At 65.5% G+C, this 15,651-nt stretch carries 14 protein-coding genes; 10 read left to right on the top strand and 4 right to left on the bottom strand.

From position 1 onward, the window contains the following. Window positions 1-112: 112 nt before the first annotated feature. A complete protein-coding gene (locus ACIQTZ_RS23390; protein WP_402984650.1) occupies window positions 113-2,068 on the bottom strand; it encodes an FAD/NAD(P)-binding protein in 1,956 nt (651 codons plus the stop codon). A 289-nt stretch (window positions 2,069-2,357) separates the two neighbouring features. Here ACIQTZ_RS23390 and ACIQTZ_RS23385 point away from each other — a divergent pair, with 289 nt between their 5' ends. From ACIQTZ_RS23385 to ACIQTZ_RS23355, 7 genes are read left to right on the top strand one after another with little or no spacing between them, the layout of a single operon-like run. Beyond that, the gene (locus ACIQTZ_RS23385; protein WP_397326280.1) at window positions 2,358-3,323 is read left to right on the top strand and encodes an amino acid ABC transporter permease; all 966 of its coding nucleotides are present in this window, start codon (window positions 2,358-2,360) and stop codon (window positions 3,321-3,323) included. After that, a complete protein-coding gene (locus tag ACIQTZ_RS23380; RefSeq protein WP_402984647.1) occupies window positions 3,320-4,255 on the top strand; it encodes an amino acid ABC transporter ATP-binding protein in 936 nt (311 codons plus the stop codon). Before ACIQTZ_RS23385 ends, ACIQTZ_RS23380 begins: the two co-directional genes overlap by 4 nt. 8 nt (window positions 4,256-4,263) lie before the next feature. After that, entirely contained in the window at window positions 4,264-5,283 is a 1,020-nt protein-coding gene (locus ACIQTZ_RS23375; protein ID WP_402984645.1) for an ABC transporter substrate-binding protein, read from the top strand. Beyond that, complete coding sequence (locus ACIQTZ_RS23370) at window positions 5,280-6,446, top strand: LLM class flavin-dependent oxidoreductase (protein ID WP_400337738.1); 1,167 nt, start codon at window positions 5,280-5,282, stop codon at window positions 6,444-6,446. The genes ACIQTZ_RS23375 and ACIQTZ_RS23370 overlap by 4 nt, the downstream gene beginning before the upstream one ends. Then, window positions 6,430-7,251 carry a DUF1684 domain-containing protein gene (locus ACIQTZ_RS23365; RefSeq protein ID WP_402984642.1) on the top strand — a complete coding sequence of 274 codons (822 nt, stop codon included), beginning with the start codon at window positions 6,430-6,432 and terminating at the stop codon, window positions 7,249-7,251. The genes ACIQTZ_RS23370 and ACIQTZ_RS23365 overlap by 17 nt, the downstream gene beginning before the upstream one ends. Beyond that, window positions 7,248-8,297: an LLM class flavin-dependent oxidoreductase gene (locus ACIQTZ_RS23360; RefSeq protein WP_402984639.1), complete on the top strand. Its 1,050-nt coding sequence runs from the start codon at window positions 7,248-7,250 to the stop codon at window positions 8,295-8,297. Before ACIQTZ_RS23365 ends, ACIQTZ_RS23360 begins: the two co-directional genes overlap by 4 nt. Window positions 8,298-8,307: 10 nt before the next feature. After that, window positions 8,308-9,651, top strand: a complete 1,344-nt coding sequence (locus tag ACIQTZ_RS23355; RefSeq protein ID WP_402984637.1) for an NtaA/DmoA family FMN-dependent monooxygenase — start codon at window positions 8,308-8,310, stop codon at window positions 9,649-9,651. Window positions 9,652-9,827: 176 nt separating this feature from the next. Here the strand turns inward: ACIQTZ_RS23355 and ACIQTZ_RS23350 are convergent, their stop codons facing one another. The 3 genes from ACIQTZ_RS23350 to ACIQTZ_RS23340 form a co-directional block, all read right to left on the bottom strand. After that, window positions 9,828-11,063, bottom strand: a complete 1,236-nt coding sequence (locus ACIQTZ_RS23350; protein ID WP_402984636.1) for an FG-GAP repeat domain-containing protein — start codon at window positions 11,061-11,063, stop codon at window positions 9,828-9,830. A gap of 70 nt (window positions 11,064-11,133) precedes the next feature. Then, on the bottom strand, window positions 11,134-11,577 hold the full coding sequence (locus ACIQTZ_RS23345; RefSeq protein ID WP_402984635.1) for a GNAT family N-acetyltransferase: 444 nt from the start codon (window positions 11,575-11,577) through the stop codon (window positions 11,134-11,136). A 24-nt stretch (window positions 11,578-11,601) separates the two neighbouring features. After that, window positions 11,602-12,483 (bottom strand): helix-turn-helix transcriptional regulator, encoded by an 882-nt coding sequence (locus tag ACIQTZ_RS23340; RefSeq protein WP_402951341.1) that lies wholly within the window; start codon window positions 12,481-12,483, stop codon window positions 11,602-11,604. 116 nt (window positions 12,484-12,599) lie between these two features. Here ACIQTZ_RS23340 and ACIQTZ_RS23335 point away from each other — a divergent pair, with 116 nt between their 5' ends. From ACIQTZ_RS23335 to ACIQTZ_RS23325, 3 genes are read left to right on the top strand one after another with little or no spacing between them, the layout of a single operon-like run. Further along, window positions 12,600-13,487 (top strand): aldo/keto reductase, encoded by an 888-nt coding sequence (locus ACIQTZ_RS23335; protein ID WP_402984634.1) that lies wholly within the window; start codon window positions 12,600-12,602, stop codon window positions 13,485-13,487. 28 nt (window positions 13,488-13,515) lie between these two features. Further along, the gene (locus ACIQTZ_RS23330; protein WP_402984632.1) at window positions 13,516-14,535 is read left to right on the top strand and encodes an aldo/keto reductase; all 1,020 of its coding nucleotides are present in this window, start codon (window positions 13,516-13,518) and stop codon (window positions 14,533-14,535) included. Window positions 14,536-14,588: 53 nt separating this feature from the next. Further along, window positions 14,589-15,521 carry a threonine/serine dehydratase gene (locus ACIQTZ_RS23325; protein ID WP_402984630.1) on the top strand — a complete coding sequence of 311 codons (933 nt, stop codon included), beginning with the start codon at window positions 14,589-14,591 and terminating at the stop codon, window positions 15,519-15,521. Window positions 15,522-15,651: the final 130 nt, after the last annotated feature.

The following is a 15,651-nucleotide window of genomic DNA, read 5'->3' as shown; positions in this document are numbered from 1 at the left end:
CGCGCGGGCGGGTGGTTGGGCGTTGGTGTTTTGTTCAGTCTGGGTTGGTCGCCCCCCCTCGTGGGGGGGGGGGGGGGGGGTCACCCCCCCCCCCCCCCCCCACAACTGCGACCTAGTTGGGCTGGGGGGCTGGGACCGGGGCCCTGAGCGTCTCCAGGATCCGGCGGGCCAGGGCGTCGTTTTCGCGGAACGGTGCGGCGTTGGTGTTGGGACGGGCAAACGCACCCGCGCCCCATCCGGACGTCCACGGACCCACGGCGAACAACCCCTTCTGAGATGTTCCAACAGGGGAAAGGACCTCGTGATTCCCGGAGACCAGGAGTTTTCCGGTGGAATGCGGGCCGTCTGAGGTGAGCAGCCGCTGTTCGGTGCCCAGTCCGGCGTCGTGCAGGTCCAGCAAGGCGGGATTCGCGGAACGTTCCACGGACGCGGCAGGCAAGCGGGCCTCGATGTAGGCAGAGGCGTCAACCACCACCGGCGACTGGAAGGAGCCCGCCACAAAGCGGCCCGTGGCATCGTCGGCACGGACCCACATGCCCGGGCCCAGGAACTTGAGGAAGCCGGCGCGGTGCAGCGCGAGCATTTCGCGGAGGCGGTGGGCGGGTGGCCCCGAGTCCACGAAGCTGAAGAAGCCGTGCCACCAACCGTGGATGGCTTGCTGCGAGCGGGCGTTGAGCCGTTCCTGCGGCACCAGCCGGCCCAGGTCCATGTACACGAACAGCAACGCCATGAAGAGCGCCAGGGTCTCTGAGTGGTCGTCGCTGGTGCGGAGATCAAGGTCGCGCTGGATGTAGGCGGCCACCGAGCGCTGCACGGCTTCGTGGGAGTCGAACGCGCAGCCGCTCAGTGGGTGGTCCACTGCCTCCAGGTCCAGCCGCAGCGCACGGTCGGGCACGGCGAACGCCGCGAGTTCCTCCCGCTCGGAGCTGTACCAGTCCAAGGCGTCGAAGCGGGCCTCAAAGCTCGCCCACGTGCCCAGGACCCGCTCCGGGTAGCCGGTGAACAACTCGCGATAATACGCGTACCCGGCGTCCTTGGCGATCAGCGGCCAAAGGTGGGCGCGGAAGTCGAGTTCCTGGTGCTCTGCCAGCAGGGCATCGATCGCGTCGGCGGTGAAGTATCGCGGCCGTTCCACGGGAGTGCGCAGCGCGGAGGAGATCTTGGAATGGAACGGAACGCCGCGCCGGGAGCCCGCCCAAAGCCGGGGTTCGGCGCCGGAAGGCACATAGTCGAGTCCGCCGTCGGGCCGTTCTTCGAAGCGGCCGCCGCGGCCCTCGAACAGCAGCACCATCAGGTCCACGAACGCCAGGCCCATCCCGGAGACGATCACATCCTGCCCCGCAGCGATGGGGGAGTAGTCCACGTCCGTGGTGTACGACGGCGGCGCATGGAACCCGCCGTTCTCGGCGGCAAACGCGCTCAGCCGCGCCGACTCGGGCTCCGCCTGCGAATCGGTGTGGCCCAGGGCGTAAACCACGACGTCGGCAGCCACCTCGGCTCCGGAGGCCAGCCGCACGCGGTGCGCACCGGCGTCGTGGTCGCCTCCGGAGGACGCGCCTCCGGAGGACGCGCCACGGGAGGAAGGCGAAACGCCGGTGGCCGTGTCGCGATGCACCGTGACGGTCACGTCCGGTCCGAGTGAGCTGACGGCACGGCGGAAGAACCACTCAAGGTATTTGCTCTGCAGTTGCCGGGTGGGAAACGAAGCCGGCGTCAGGGCCCGGAGTTGGTCCAGGATGTGCGGTTCAAACAGCGGGACGTCGGTGATGCTGCCATCGAGCACGCCGGCGGCCCAGGTGGCCAGGGCGGGACCGTCCAAGGCCGGGCCATCGCAGGCCACCGAGGCATCCGTGAACATTGTGACGTCCGCGGCGGTGGAGTTCATGAGCAGGCCGGGACCTTGGTCGTAACGCCAGATCCGGCCGGAACCCGGCTGGTGCGGCTCCACGACGTGGATCTGCAGCGGACCGTCGAAGAGTGCGGGGCGGCTTGCGGCCAGCCGCTCCAGGACACCGGCCGTGCGCGGACCGCCGCCAATGAAGACGATTGCGGGAACTCGTGACGGCATGGGACATCTCCTGTACTGCGGGGGTTGGTATGCCCAATGTAGGGAGCCCCCGCCACCCCGGTCGAGGCACTGGTAACCGCCGTTCACGACGCGTCATTGCGCGTTAAATGACGAAAAACAAATGACGCATATGGCGTTGTGTGAATTGCGTTTATGACGTCGGAAGAAGCCTTTTGAAGCCGCAAGAAGGCTCGTGAAGAAGTGCAAATTCCCGCCTTGCTGGCCGTTCCGGGCACCCCTAGATTTGCAGAAATCCGATAGACAACCCCCAACCGAAATGAGGTGGCGCATGAGTGCAATCGCACCGCCTGCCACGGCGGAATCCGCACCGCCCACCGCCGACTACTCCGACTACAAACTGGTTCCCGCGAAGCATCCGTGGCGCTGGGTGGGCACGGTCATCGTGGCCATCGGCGTGGCGGCCATCGTATGGTCCCTGGTGACCAACCCGCGCTGGGAGTGGGGCGTGGTGGCGCAATGGTTCACTGCGCAGTCCGTGGTGGCCGGTTTGGTGGAGACGCTGAAGCTGACCGCGATCTCCGGCGTCCTCGGCTTTGTCCTCGGATTCATCCTGGCCCTCATGCGCCTCTCGGCATCGCCGCTGCTGGTCTCGGTGTCCTGGACCTTCTCCTGGATCTTCCGTTCCACCCCGCTGCTGGTCCAGCTGCTCCTTTGGTACAACCTCGGCTACCTGTACGAGAAGATCAGCCTGGGCATCCCGTTCACGGACGTCAGGTTCTTCGAGGCCCAGACCACCACCCTCATCAGCCAGTTCGCTGCCGCCGTCCTGGGCCTTACCCTGAACCAGGCCGCGTACTCCGCGGAAATCATCCGTGGCGGCATCCTTTCCGTGGACCAGGGCCAGCTTGAAGCGGCTGCGGCCTTGGGTATCCCGGCGTGGAAGCGCTCCACCAGGATCGTGCTGCCGCAGGCCATGCGGGCCATCCTGCCCAACGCCTTCAACGAGATCATCGGCCTGGTCAAGGGGACCTCGATTGTGTACGTCCTGGCCTACTCCGAGCTGTTCTACACAGTGCAGGTCATCTACAACCGGACCCAGCAGGTGCTCCCGCTCCTCCTGGTGGCCACGCTCTGGTACGTCGTGATCACCTCGGTGCTGAGCGTCTTCCAGTACTACATTGAACGCCACTTCTCCAAGGGCGCCCTCCGCACGCTCCCGCTCACTCCGTTGCAAAAAGCCCGCAAGTTCTTCGCCGCCCACGCCCCCGTCAACTCCGGGAAGGAACCACGATGACCACCGTCTTCTCCTCCTCCGAAGCGGCCGCGGCCGCCCACCTCGAAGAAGCCCACCTCGCGTCGGGTGGTTCAGGAGCACCGGCCCCGGAACCGCAGGAACGCACGACGTCGGAACAGCCTTCCGCGTCCACTCCGGCTGCCGCTGTGGCCACCAAAGGCCAGGTGGACATCACCAATGTCCGCAAGTCTTTCGGCACCACGGAGGTCCTCAAAGGTGTCTCGCTGTCCGTCCCGCCAGGTGGCGTGGCCGTGATCGTTGGACCGTCCGGCTCGGGCAAGTCCACGCTCCTTCGCACCATCAACCACCTGGAAAAGGTGGACGGCGGCTTCATCACCATCGACGGTGAACTGGTGGGCTACCAGGTTCGTGGCAATAAGCTCCACGAATTGCGTGAGAAGGACATCCTCAAGCAGCGCACGCACATTGGGATGGTGTTCCAGAACTTCAACTTGTTCCCGCACCTCACGGCCTTGGAGAACGTCACGGAGGCGCCCATCGTGGCCCAAGGGCGTTCCAAGGCAGAGGCCCGCAAGCGCGGCCTGGAACTGCTGGACCGCGTGGGCCTGAAGGACCGGGCCGATGCCTACCCCCGCCAGCTGTCCGGCGGCCAGCAGCAACGGGTGGCGATCGCCCGGGCGCTCGCATTGGACCCCAAGATCCTGCTCTTCGACGAGCCCACCTCCGCCTTGGACCCGGAACTCGTCAACGAAGTCCTGGACGTCATCCGCGAACTCGCAAAATCCGGTACCACGCTGATCATCGTCACCCACGAGATGGGCTTTGCCCGGGACGTGGCAGACACCGTGGTGTTCATGGACCAAGGCCAGATTGTGGAGTCCGGCACACCCCAGGACATCTTCAGCAATCCCCGCGAGGAACGCACCCGCAGCTTCTTCTCCAAAGTCATCGAACCAGCCTTTAACATCTAGGAATCCCCATGCTTCGCATCACCCACGGCTTCGCCGCCAATGAAACAAAACTGCGCACCGTTAAAGGCAGGCTCCTGGCACTCGCGGTGCTTCCCGCCGTCGTCCTTCCTGCGCTCGCCGGATGCTCCGATCCTGGCGCATCGGCTGCAAAGCCCGAATCGGAAGCCGCCAGGAACGGCGTTGTTTACAACACCTCCGTGGACCAGAACCGCATCCGCGTGGAGAAGGACGCAGCCGCCACCGCCAAGGTTCCGGCAGCCATCTCCAAGGACGGCAAACTGACCGTCGCCACCACGGCCGGCGCCATCCCGCTGTCCTTCCACGCCACGGATGACAAGACCCCCATCGGCGTGGAGGTGGACATCGCGCAGTTGGTTGCGGACAAACTGGGACTCGAGCTGGACCTTCAGGTGACGTCTTGGGAGAACTGGCCACTGAAGACCCAGTCCGGGGACTTCGAGGCAGTATTCTCCAACGTGGGCATCAACGCTGCGCGCGTCAAGCTGTTCGATTTCTCCACGTACCGCGCGGCCTTCATGGGCTTCGAGGCCAAGAAGAGCTCCACCTATGACATCAAGGGCTCGGACGACATTTCCGGCCTGAAGATTTCCGTGGGCTCGGGCACCAACCAGGAGAAGATCCTCCTGGCGTGGAACAAGGAGCTGGAAGCGAAGGGCAAGGCCCCGGCCACCCTGCAGTACTACTCCTCCGACGCCGACACCATCCTGGCGCTCTCCTCCGGTCGGACGGACCTCAACCTGGCTCCCTACCCGTCCGTGACCTACCGGGAAAACACCCGCGACGACCTCAAAGTGGTTGGCAAGGTCAACGCGGGCTGGCCCTCCGAGACCCTCGTTGCCGCCACCACGCTGAAGGGCAACGGCCTGGCCCCGGCCATCACCGATGCCCTGAACTCCACCATCAAGGACGGCTCCTACGCCAAGGTCCTTGAGCGCTGGGGCCTCTCCGAGGAAGCCGTGCCGGAATCGAAGACCGTCACGGAAGCAACGTTTGGAACCGGCAAATGAAGTTCCAGGTCCTGGACATCATCCCCCACCTGAAAAACCCGGTGACGGGGGAGATCGTTTCCACCGCTGATCGGCTCAACCAAGTAGTGGAAACAGCCCGCCGAGCTGAGGAACTCGGATTCGACAGCTTCTCCGTGGGGGAACGCCATGCGGGCGAGTTCGTCTCGTCATCCCCGACGACGGTCCTCGCCGGCATCGCGGCGGTCACCACGCGCATCCGCCTCCAGACCGGTGTCACCGTGCTCTCTGTGCTGGATCCGGTGCGGGTAGCCGAGGACTATGCCACGATCGACCAACTCAGCCGTGGCCGCTTGGAACTGGTGATCGGCAAGGGCAACGAGGTGCTGCAATACCCGCTGTTCGGACTCTCGTTGGATGACCAGTGGGAACTCCTCGCGGAAAAGTACGCCCTGCTGCGCGCATTGTGGCGGAAGGAAAGCGTCACCTGGTCCGGCAGGTTCCGGCCCGCGCTGACCGAACCGACCACGACGACGCCCCGCCCCTTCGCGGGGTCGCCGCGGATTTGGCACGGCTCGGCTACAACCCTGACGTCCGCTGCGCTCGCCGCCAAGTGGGGTGATCCGCTGTTCACGGCCAACGCCATCCAGCCGCGGGAGAACTACAAGGTCCTGATCGACCACTACCGCGAAGAATACGAGCGCCACGGACACGATCCCCGCCACCAATATCTTGGCTCGGGCAGCGGGGCCGGCGGGGTGTTCATCGCGGACACCACGCAGGAAGCGAAGCGCCAGTACGGTCCGGTTTACGAAGGATTGACGGCGGGCCGCAACGTGCCCGGCAACAACTCGCCCTTCCGCGACATCGACCATGCCGTGGCAGAAGGACCGGCCTTGGTGGGCAGCCCGGAGCAGGTGATCGACAAGATCCTGAGCTACCACTCGCTGTATGGGCATGATCTCCAATCGATTTCCTTGCCCACCACGCTTCCTTTCGAAAAGCAGCTCGAGATCCTGGAGCGCTTCGCCACGGACGTCATCCCGGCCGTTCGTGCCGCAGCCCCCACCACTTTGTGGGAGTCCGGGGATCCGTTCGCCGGCCGACCGGAGTTTGCCGGGGCCACCGAACCGGATGCCGCAGCAACCGTCACCGCAGACCACGCTTTGAACAGGAGCGACACCGCCCATGTCTACGCACACTGAATCCGCCCTCGAGACCTTCGATGCCGAATGGCAGGAGTGGCATGCAGCCCACGAACGCCACCGCGCCCACCCGCACGGCTTCCTCGCCGTCACCCACCTCCACTGGCTGACGGCTGCGCCGACCCGGCTGGAAGGTGCGCCGGGAACCTGGAGCGCGGAGGCCGACGTCGTGCGTGTTGTCCTGGAGCCCGGCGAAAGCCTGCTGCAGGACGGGACGGAACTGGGCGGGAGCGTCCAGCTCGGACCCATCGAGGAACGCGGCGGCATCAACCTGGTGTCCGGCGACTCCGTCATTGAGGTGGCCAAGCGCGGCGGCGAATACATTGTCCGTCCCCGCAACCCAGCGAATGCACTGTTGCAGGACTACCAAGGCACACCCACGTATACGCCCAACGCCGCCTTCGCAGTGGCCGGAACGTTCGTGCCGTTCGATGAGCCGCGGTCCACCACGGTTGGCGCCGCAGTCGAAGGTATCCAGCATGTGTACGAGGCGCCCGGTGAGATCCGCTTCAAGCTCGCCGGCCAGGAACTGACCCTGACCGCATTCAACGGCTACGCGCCAGGCTCCCTGTCCGTGCTCTTCACCGACCAAACCTCCGGCAAGACCACGTACGCCGCCAACCGCTCGCTGTCCGTGACCCCGGCGACTGACGGCACCGTCACGCTGGATTTCAACCGGGCCGTGAACCTGCCGTGCGCCTACACCGACCTCGCCACCTGCCCGCTCCCGCCGGCCGAAAACCGGCTGCCGGTAGCGATTGAAGCAGGCGAAAAGATTCCCTACGAACGTCAGGACCAGAAGTGAGCACCAACAACAACGCCGGATTCCTGGCCATCGAACTTGATGGTGCCGGGTGGGACGGCGGAGCCTTCAACGGCCTCGCCGAAGCCGTCCTCGCAGCCGAGTCCGCCGGATTCCACATCGCCACCTTTGCCGATGCCCCGGAAGCCGGCAGAGCCAACGCCCTGCAGCGTGCGGCCTTCGCCGGTCCCGTCACCCGGTCCATCGCGCTGGTTCCCGAGGTGGACACCGTGTACACCGAGCCGTTCCACGTCTCCACGCAGCTCGCCAGCCTGGATTACGTGTCCGGTGGCCGTGCCGGCTGGATCGCTACCGCAGCCGAATCGCCGGAGGCTGCTGCCGCCGTCGGACGTTCTTTCGTGAGCGGCGACGCGCTCGGCCAGGAGGCCGCCGCCTCGATCGAGGTTGGCCGCCGCCTCTGGGATTCCTGGGAAGACGACGCCGTGATCCGGGATGTCGCCACTGGCCGGTACATCGACGTGGACAAGCTGCATTATGTGGACTTCGAAACTCCGGAGGGCTTTGCCGGCACGTCCTACTCCGTGAAGGGGCCGTCGATCATTCCGAGGCCACTGCAGGGGCAGCTTCCCGTGCTGGCCTCCGCGTCGTTGGTGGGCGAAGGATCTGTTCCAGTTGAGGCTGTTGACGCCGTGCTGGTCACGGCGCCCACCCCCGAGCTGCTGGTGGCCGAGGTCCGGGATGTCCGTGCCCGGCTGGGTGCGTCCGTTGCGGTGGTGGCGGAGCTCGACGTCGTCCTCGACTCGCGCGGCGAGCCTGCCGCGCGTCGCGTGGTCCCGGAGGGCGACCACGCGCGTTTTGCCGGCTCGGCTGCGGAGCTCACCGACTATCTCGACGCCCTTTTGCAGGAGGCCGACGGCGTCCGGCTGCACCCCGGTGACCTGGCGCTGGAACTCGATGAGCTGTCCAGGCTGGTCCTGCCTGAGCTGCGCCGCCGCGGATCGTTGCGGCCGCCAGTCCTGGACTCCACCTTCCGCGGGCTCCTCGGACTGGAACATGCCGACAACCGCTACTCGACTGCCGGAAAGTAAAGGTAACCCCATGACACGCGACATTTTCCAGCCGAGCGGGCAGATCCAGTTCGGCATCTTCTTCCAGGGCGTCAACTCCGGCACCATCTGGAAAGCCGCGGAGTCCGGTTCGCAGACGGACTTCGAGTCCTTCCGCAGGATTGTCCAGACCGCAGAACGCGGCAAGTTCGCGGCGTTCTTCCTGGGGGAGGGCCTTCGCCTCCGCGAACACTTGGGACGTCCGCACGCCCTTGACGTGGTGGGCCGTCCGGACGCGCAGACCATGCTCGCAGCGCTGGCGTCGGTCACCAAGAACATCGGCCTGGTGGCGACGCAGAACACCACCTACAACGACCCCGCTGACCTGGCCCACCGGTTGGCCTCGCTGGACCTCATCTCCGGCGGCCGCGCCGCGTGGAACATCGTCACCACGGACAACGCCTGGACGGGAGCCAACTTCCGCCGTGGCGGGTACCTCGACCATGCGGACCGCTACAAGCACGCGGAGGCTTTCGTGGAGACAGCCAAGCGCATTTGGGATTCGTGGGAAACAGCCTCCGGACCCGCCCGCCGGGTGCTCCACGAGGGCCAGCACTACACCGTGGACGTCACGCCGCGCTTGCCTCGCAGCGCCCAGTACCGTCCTGTGCTCTTCCAAGCCGGCGATTCACCGGAAGGCCGCGACTTCGCAGCCCGCCAGTCGGACGTCATCTTCTCCGCCCACCCCAAGTTCGACGACGCAGTGGAGTTCCGCCGCGACATCGTGGCCCGCTCCGTTGCTGCCGGACGAGGAGCCAACGCGGTGCAGATCATGCCGGCCAGCGAGTTCATCCTTGCTGCCACTGACCAGGAAGCGCAGGAAAAGAAGGCCTGGGTCCGGAGCCTGCAGATCGGTCCGCAGCAGGCCATTGCCTATCTGGAACAATTCTGGGGTCGTGAGCTCTCCTCGTATGATCCGGATGGTCCCCTGCCGGAGATCGACCCCGTGGTGGAAGAGACCTCCGAGACGCGCGGCAGCGGCTTCCACGGAGCCAAGGCCCGCCAGCTTGCCGACCAATGGCGCGCGGAGGCCAAGGACAAGGGCTTGTCCATCCGGGAATTCGTCACCTCGAAGACTGCGCGGATCGACGCCACCTTCACCGGTTCCTACAACGCCGTGGCCGACCACCTCGCGGAATACGCACGCGTTGGAGCCGTGGATGGCTTCAACATCTCCCCGTGGCTCATCCCCACGGGCCTGGATGACATTGTGAACCACCTGGTTCCCGAGCTCCAGGAACGCGGCGTGTACCCCACCGAGTACCGTGGCACCACGCTCCGCGAGAACCTGGGGTTGGAAACGCCCGTGCGTTCGAGTGAGTCCCTGAGCGTCTGATGGTGCGCACGTGGATGGATTTTGCTGGATCATTCCTTCGCCGCGTCCGTTTCTTTGCGGAATCACGGGGGTTCGGCGCGGAGGGTCCGCGAACGATGCAGCAGAATCCTGAGGCGTTCGACGGCGGGCCGGAGACTGTCCGTCTCCAGCTCGCCGTGTGGAACCAACCGATCTAGCTAGAGGAGTTCGCGGAACACGTTCCAGCCGGTGCCCACGGGGCCATAGGGTCCCCAAAGGACCCCGGTGGACGCTCCCGTGGAGTACGTCACCAGGTCGCCGTTCCCGTTAACTGCGAAGAGATTGTTGTAGCGCTGGTGGCCGAAACTTCCAAGGCCCTTGATATCGGTGAACGTGCCCCAGCCGCCGCTGACCACCGCGGAGGATTCCCAGCCGCCAGTACCGTCCGCCCGGTAGATGGAGATGTACCCGTCGCGGTCCCGTGCGAACACTTCCACGGGACCGTCGCCGTTCATGTCACCACCGGTGATGATCTTGTCCATGACCTGCCAGCCCTGGCCGACCTTGGACCTGGGCAGCCAGCCGCCATCGCCGTCGCCCGGGTAAAGGTAGAGGTCCCCGGCTGCATCCCTGGCCAGGACATCGTTGAAACCGTCTCCGTCGAAGTCGCCAGGGCCCACGATCGAGTCGAAGATATTCCAGCCCTGGCCCACTTGTTGGCGCTCCTGCCAGCCGCCGTCCCCGTCACCGGGATACAGGAAAAGAGTGCCGGTGGCGTCCGTGGCCAGGAGATCGTTGTAGCCGTCTCCGTCGAAGTCGCCCGGCGAGAACACGATGCCCATCGCGTCCCAGCCTTGTCCCACCTGGCGGGGTTCGTCCCATTCGCCGAAGTACGTGGGGCACGCGCCCTCGCAGCTGCCGGGGATGTACGTGTACGTCCTTGGATAGAGAATGAGCCTGCCGTCCTGCGTCCTTCCGAGCGGCTCGAAGTTTCCGCGGTCCGTCCAGCCCATGGCACGGGACGAGGCTTTGACCGGTGCACTGTCCGGGCTGACGCGCGTTTCGTCCGGGCAATTGGGTTCAGCGGGCGTGGAGGGGCGGACCTTGAGCGATATCCTGTGGCCGAGGTCCGCCGGAACAAGCTTCAGGACTTCGCCCTGGCGTTCGGGCGGCAAAGCCACTCCATCCTGCAACCATTCCAGTGTGTAGCCGTTGGGCGTGGTGCCTGTGGGGTTCTTGCAGCCGGAGTAGTCGTAGTCGTACTGCTTGCGGAGCTCGGCGCCAACATAGGGCACGCCGTCGATGATGGCCGTGGGACCCACGGCCGGCGTCGTCACGGCCGGATTTGCCACTGCGGGATTTGCCACAGCCGGCGGGGCCATAGCCACAAATGAGGTCCCTGCCACCATCGCCGTTGCTGCGTAGATCGCCTTGCGCACTCCAAAAATCCCCATTGTTCCCCCCGGAAGCCAGCATCGATAGTGCGTGGGTCTTTGCTGAGCGTACCGCAGAAACCTGCCCGGGTCAGCCGGCCGAACGCGCCACCATGAACACGTCAACAGGGTCCTCTGACTCCAACTCGAAGCCCACGCGCTCGTAGAGGCGACGGGCCGGGCTGCCCTGCAGGACGTTGAGCCGGAAGGGCCTGTGGTCCGCGAAGTCCCGCATGACTTTGCGGAGGACGGCACCGCCCAGGCCCTGCCCCTGATGGTCGGGGGAGAGGTAGAAGTGCTCGATCCACACTTCGCCCGCCTCCGGCCGAATGGCAATGACGCCGGCATCCACACCCTGGACGTGGACCACGTAGGTGTGTTCGGGCAGGAACGCTTTCAGGAAGCGCTCGCGGACACGGACCGGGTCGAAGCGCCCCAAACGTTCAAGATCGGGCCGCATCACCACGGCACGTAGTTCCGCGATCCAGGACGCATCGCTGCTGTTGGACGGACGGAGGGTGAACTCGGGAGGCACACGTCCAGCCTAGGCCCTGAAAGCTCAGCCCGTTTCCTCGACAGAGGCCGGTGCCGGGTCTCGCTGTGTGGCAACCCAACTGGCGAGCATCTTGAGGGCATCCTCGGAAGGTGTTCCCGGGTCCGCGGTGTACACGTTGATCCGCAGGCCCGGATCGGCGGCCAGCTCAAGCGCCTCGAAGCTCAGGTCCAGCTCTCCGACAACCGGATGGTGCAGGCGCTTGCGCCCGGTCCGGTGGTACTTCACATCATGCCGGGCCCATCTGGTCCGGAATTCCTCGCTGCGGGTCGAGAGCTCGCCAATGAGGTCAGTCAGGTCCTTGTCGTAGGGGTTCTTACCGGCCGTGGAGCGCAACACGGCCACGATGTCGTCCGCGCTGCGCTCCCAATCCGCGAAGAATTGCCTGGCCTTCGGGTTCAGGAACGTGAAGCGGGCGCTGTTAGGCGGTTTGGTTTCCTCCGCCATCAGGTCCATGTAAAGCGCGGCACCGAGTTCATTGGACGCGAGGACATCGCCGCGGTCGTTACGGACCCATGCGGGCGCCGTCGTAATTGCGTCGACAACGCGCTGCACGCTGGGCCGGACCGTGCGCGGGCTTCGCTTGCGACGCACTCGCGGAGCGGCTCCGGCCGCCCGCGCCAGGTCGAAAAGGTGGGCGGTTTCGGCGTCGTCAAGCTGCAAAGCCCGGCCCAGCGCCTCCAGGACGCTGTCCGAAGCTCCCGAAAGGTTCCCGCGCTCCAGCCGGATGTAATAGTCGATGCTCATCCCGGCGAGCATCGCCACTTCCTCGCGGCGCAGCCCAGCGACGCGGCGGTTCCCGCCATAGGCCGGCAAGCCGGCGGCCTCGGGCGTGATCCGGGCCCGCCGCGAGGTAAGGAACTTCCGCACATCGTCACTGTGAGTCATGCCTGCAACGCTACGCTGCCCCGGTGCACCGAGGGAGGGACTGCCAGTACTTGGGAAGGCAAGGGGGTAATGGCGGGCACTCCCACGCTCCTGCCACCGCACCTAGCGTGGACGGCATGACGATCGAACTCACACTCAACAACGGAGTCACCATGCCTGCCCTTGGTTTGGGCGTCTTCCAAAGTGCACCGGAAGATACGACGGCGGCAGTGCAGTCGGCGCTCGCGGCCGGTTACCGGCACATCGACACAGCGGCGGCCTACGGGAACGAACGTGAAGTGGGCGAAGGGCTCCGCGCATCAGGTGTGGGCCGATCCGAGGTCTTCATTGAGACCAAGGTCTGGGTCAGCGACTACGGCTACGAGCAGACGCTCCACGCCTGGGACAAGGCCATGGGCAAGCTCGGCGTGGACTATCTGGACCTGTTCATCCTCCACCAGCCGGCACCGGACCGCTTCGACCAAACGATCGCGGCGTACAAGGCGCTGGAGAAACTGCTCGACGACGGCAAGGTCCGGGCCATCGGCGTCAGCAACTTCATGCCGCATCACCTGAAGGAACTGCTCGTCGCCACGGACATTGTGCCGGCAGTAAACCAGGTTGAACTCCACCCCTATTTCACGCAGCCGGACGTGCAGGCGGCAAATGCCGAGCATGGCATCCTCACCCAGGCGTGGTCTCCTATCGGTGGCATCACGTTCTACCCGGGGTGGGGCGAGGAGCGCAGGAACGTGATGGAAGACCCTGCGATTGTTGCGATAGCGCAGGCGCACGGAAAGACTCCGGCCCAGGTGATGATCCGCTGGCACCTGCAGCAGGGCCGCTCGGCCATTCCCAAGTCCACCAACGCGGACCGGATCGCAGCAAACTTTGATGTTTTCGACTTCGAGCTCGGCGATACGGAGCTGGGTGTCATCGACGCCTTGGACCGCGGGGTCCGCAACGGACCGGACCCGGATGTGGCCCGTCCTGAGCGTTTCGCCATGGTGATCCCCGAAGCCTGACTACCAGTTACAACCCGAAAGGTTCCCCATGGAATACCGTTCCCTTGGCCGCACCGGCGTGCAGCTCAGTCCCTTGTGCCTTGGCGCGATGATGTTTGGCCCGTGGGGCAACAACGACGTGGCCGACTCCATCCGCATCATCCACCGTGCCTTGGACTCGGGCATCAACTTCGTGGACACCGCAGATGTCTACTCGGGCGGAGCATCCGAGGAGATCATGGGCCAAGCCTTGGTAGGGCGCCGCGAAGACGTCTTCCTGGCCACGAAATTCTTCATGCCGATGAATGAGGACGATCCGAACCAGCGGGGTGGTTCCCGGCGCTGGATCATCCGCGAGGTGGAGAACTCCCTGCGCCGCCTCAACACCGACTACATCGACCTCTACCAGGTCCATCGGCCGAGCCCGGACACCGACGTGGAGGAAACCCTTGGCGCGCTCACGGACCTGGTCCGGCAGGGCAAGGTCCGGTACATCGGATCGTCGTCCTATTCGGGCTCCCAGATCGTGGAAGCGCAGTGGGCATCCCGGGAACGCAACCTGGAGCGTTTCGTCACCGAACAACCGCCCTACTCGATCCTGACCCGCGGCATCGAGGAAGACGTGCTCCCGACGGTGCAGCGCCACGGCATGGGTACCTTGACGTACAGTCCGCTTGCTGGGGGATGGCTGTCCGGGCGTTGGCGGAAGGACTCAGCTTCGACGCCGACATCCAGTGCCCGGCCCAGCGCCCGCTTCGACATGGCCAAACCGGCCAACCAGCGGAAGCTCGACATCGTGGAAGAACTCGCCCAGCTTGCAGGGCAGTCCGGGCTCACGCTCATCGAATTGGCGATCGCGTTCGTGATCAACCACCCCGGTGTTACCGCCGCAATCGTTGGCCCGCGCACCATGGAACAGTTGGAATCCTACCTCCCTGCGGCGGATATCAAACTCACCACCGACGTGCTGGACAGGATCGACCAACTCGTCGCGCCCGGCGTCACCGTGAACCCGGACGACAACAGCTACGGCGCACACGAGCTCACACCGAAAGCCCGGAGGCGGTAGGTACCCGCGGAGGGTCCCCTACGTAGGATTGAACCGACGAAAGGGGCTCACGGATGGTCACGCGCGAAGAAGTTGAAGCCGCATACTCCCGGACGGCTGGCTGGGTGCGGCGCACTCCGTTGGCCGAGGCCGGGGAACATCAAGGCCCCGGCGGGCTCTGGTTCAAGCTCGAGTACATGCAGCACACGGGCTCCTTCAAAGCCCGCGGCGCGTTCAACCGGCTGCTCACGGCGCGGGAGAACGGCGAGTTGGACCCCGAGGTCGGCGTGGTGGTGGCCTCCGGCGGCAACGCGGGCCTGGCCAACGCCTACGCCGCTGCCAAGCTGGGTGTTCCTGCCACGGTCTTCGTACCCCAGTCCGCGCCGGCCAACAAGGTCCACAAGCTCTACGCCGTTGGGGCACGCGTGATCCAAGGCGGAGCCGAGTACGCCGAGGCTTACGCCGCGGCGGTTGCTTTCGCCGGGGAGAAGGGTGCCGTCTACTGCCACGCCTACGACCAGCCGGAGATCGTAGCCGGCGCCGGCGGCGTGGGACTTGAGTTGCTGGACGGACTGCCCGACGTCGACACGATCCTCGTTGCTGTTGGTGGCGGTGGGTTGATGGGCGGCATAGCGGCGGCCACCGAAGGCCGGGCGCACGTGGTTGGCGTAGAACCGGAGACCGTCCCGACCCTGCATACGGCGCTCACTCAAGGGGAGCCCGTGGACGTGCCGGTTTCGGGCATAGCGGCGGACTCCCTGGGCGCTCGCCGGGTGGGAGAGATCGGCTTTGGCGTCGCGAAACGGACCGGTGTCCAAAGCGTCCTGGTCAGCGACGACGCCATCATCGATGCCCGGCGAAAACTCTGGGAGGGCCACAGGATCCTGGTGGAACACGGCGCCGCTGCTGCCTACGCTGCACTGCTCACGGGTGTGTACGCCCCGCGCGATGGTGAGACGGTCGCCGTCGTACTTTGCGGCGCAAATACGGATCCCGCGCACATCTGAACCCAACTAAGTCGCATTAGTGCGCGTTTTGACCTCGGCGGAGTCAAGGGGTGGGAGCAACGCTGGGGGGTTAGGCCGCTTGTAGCAGCTGGTTAAGCCGGTTGGCTGGGGTTTCGAGGTTGAGGGTGGG

Origin of the sequence: Paenarthrobacter sp. NPDC090520 (assembly GCF_044769205.1) — a bacterium.
Classification (GTDB): domain Bacteria; phylum Actinomycetota; class Actinomycetes; order Actinomycetales; family Micrococcaceae; genus Arthrobacter.
Note: the sequence above shows the minus strand (reverse complement) of the source record. Positions and strands in the feature narration are given on the sequence as shown.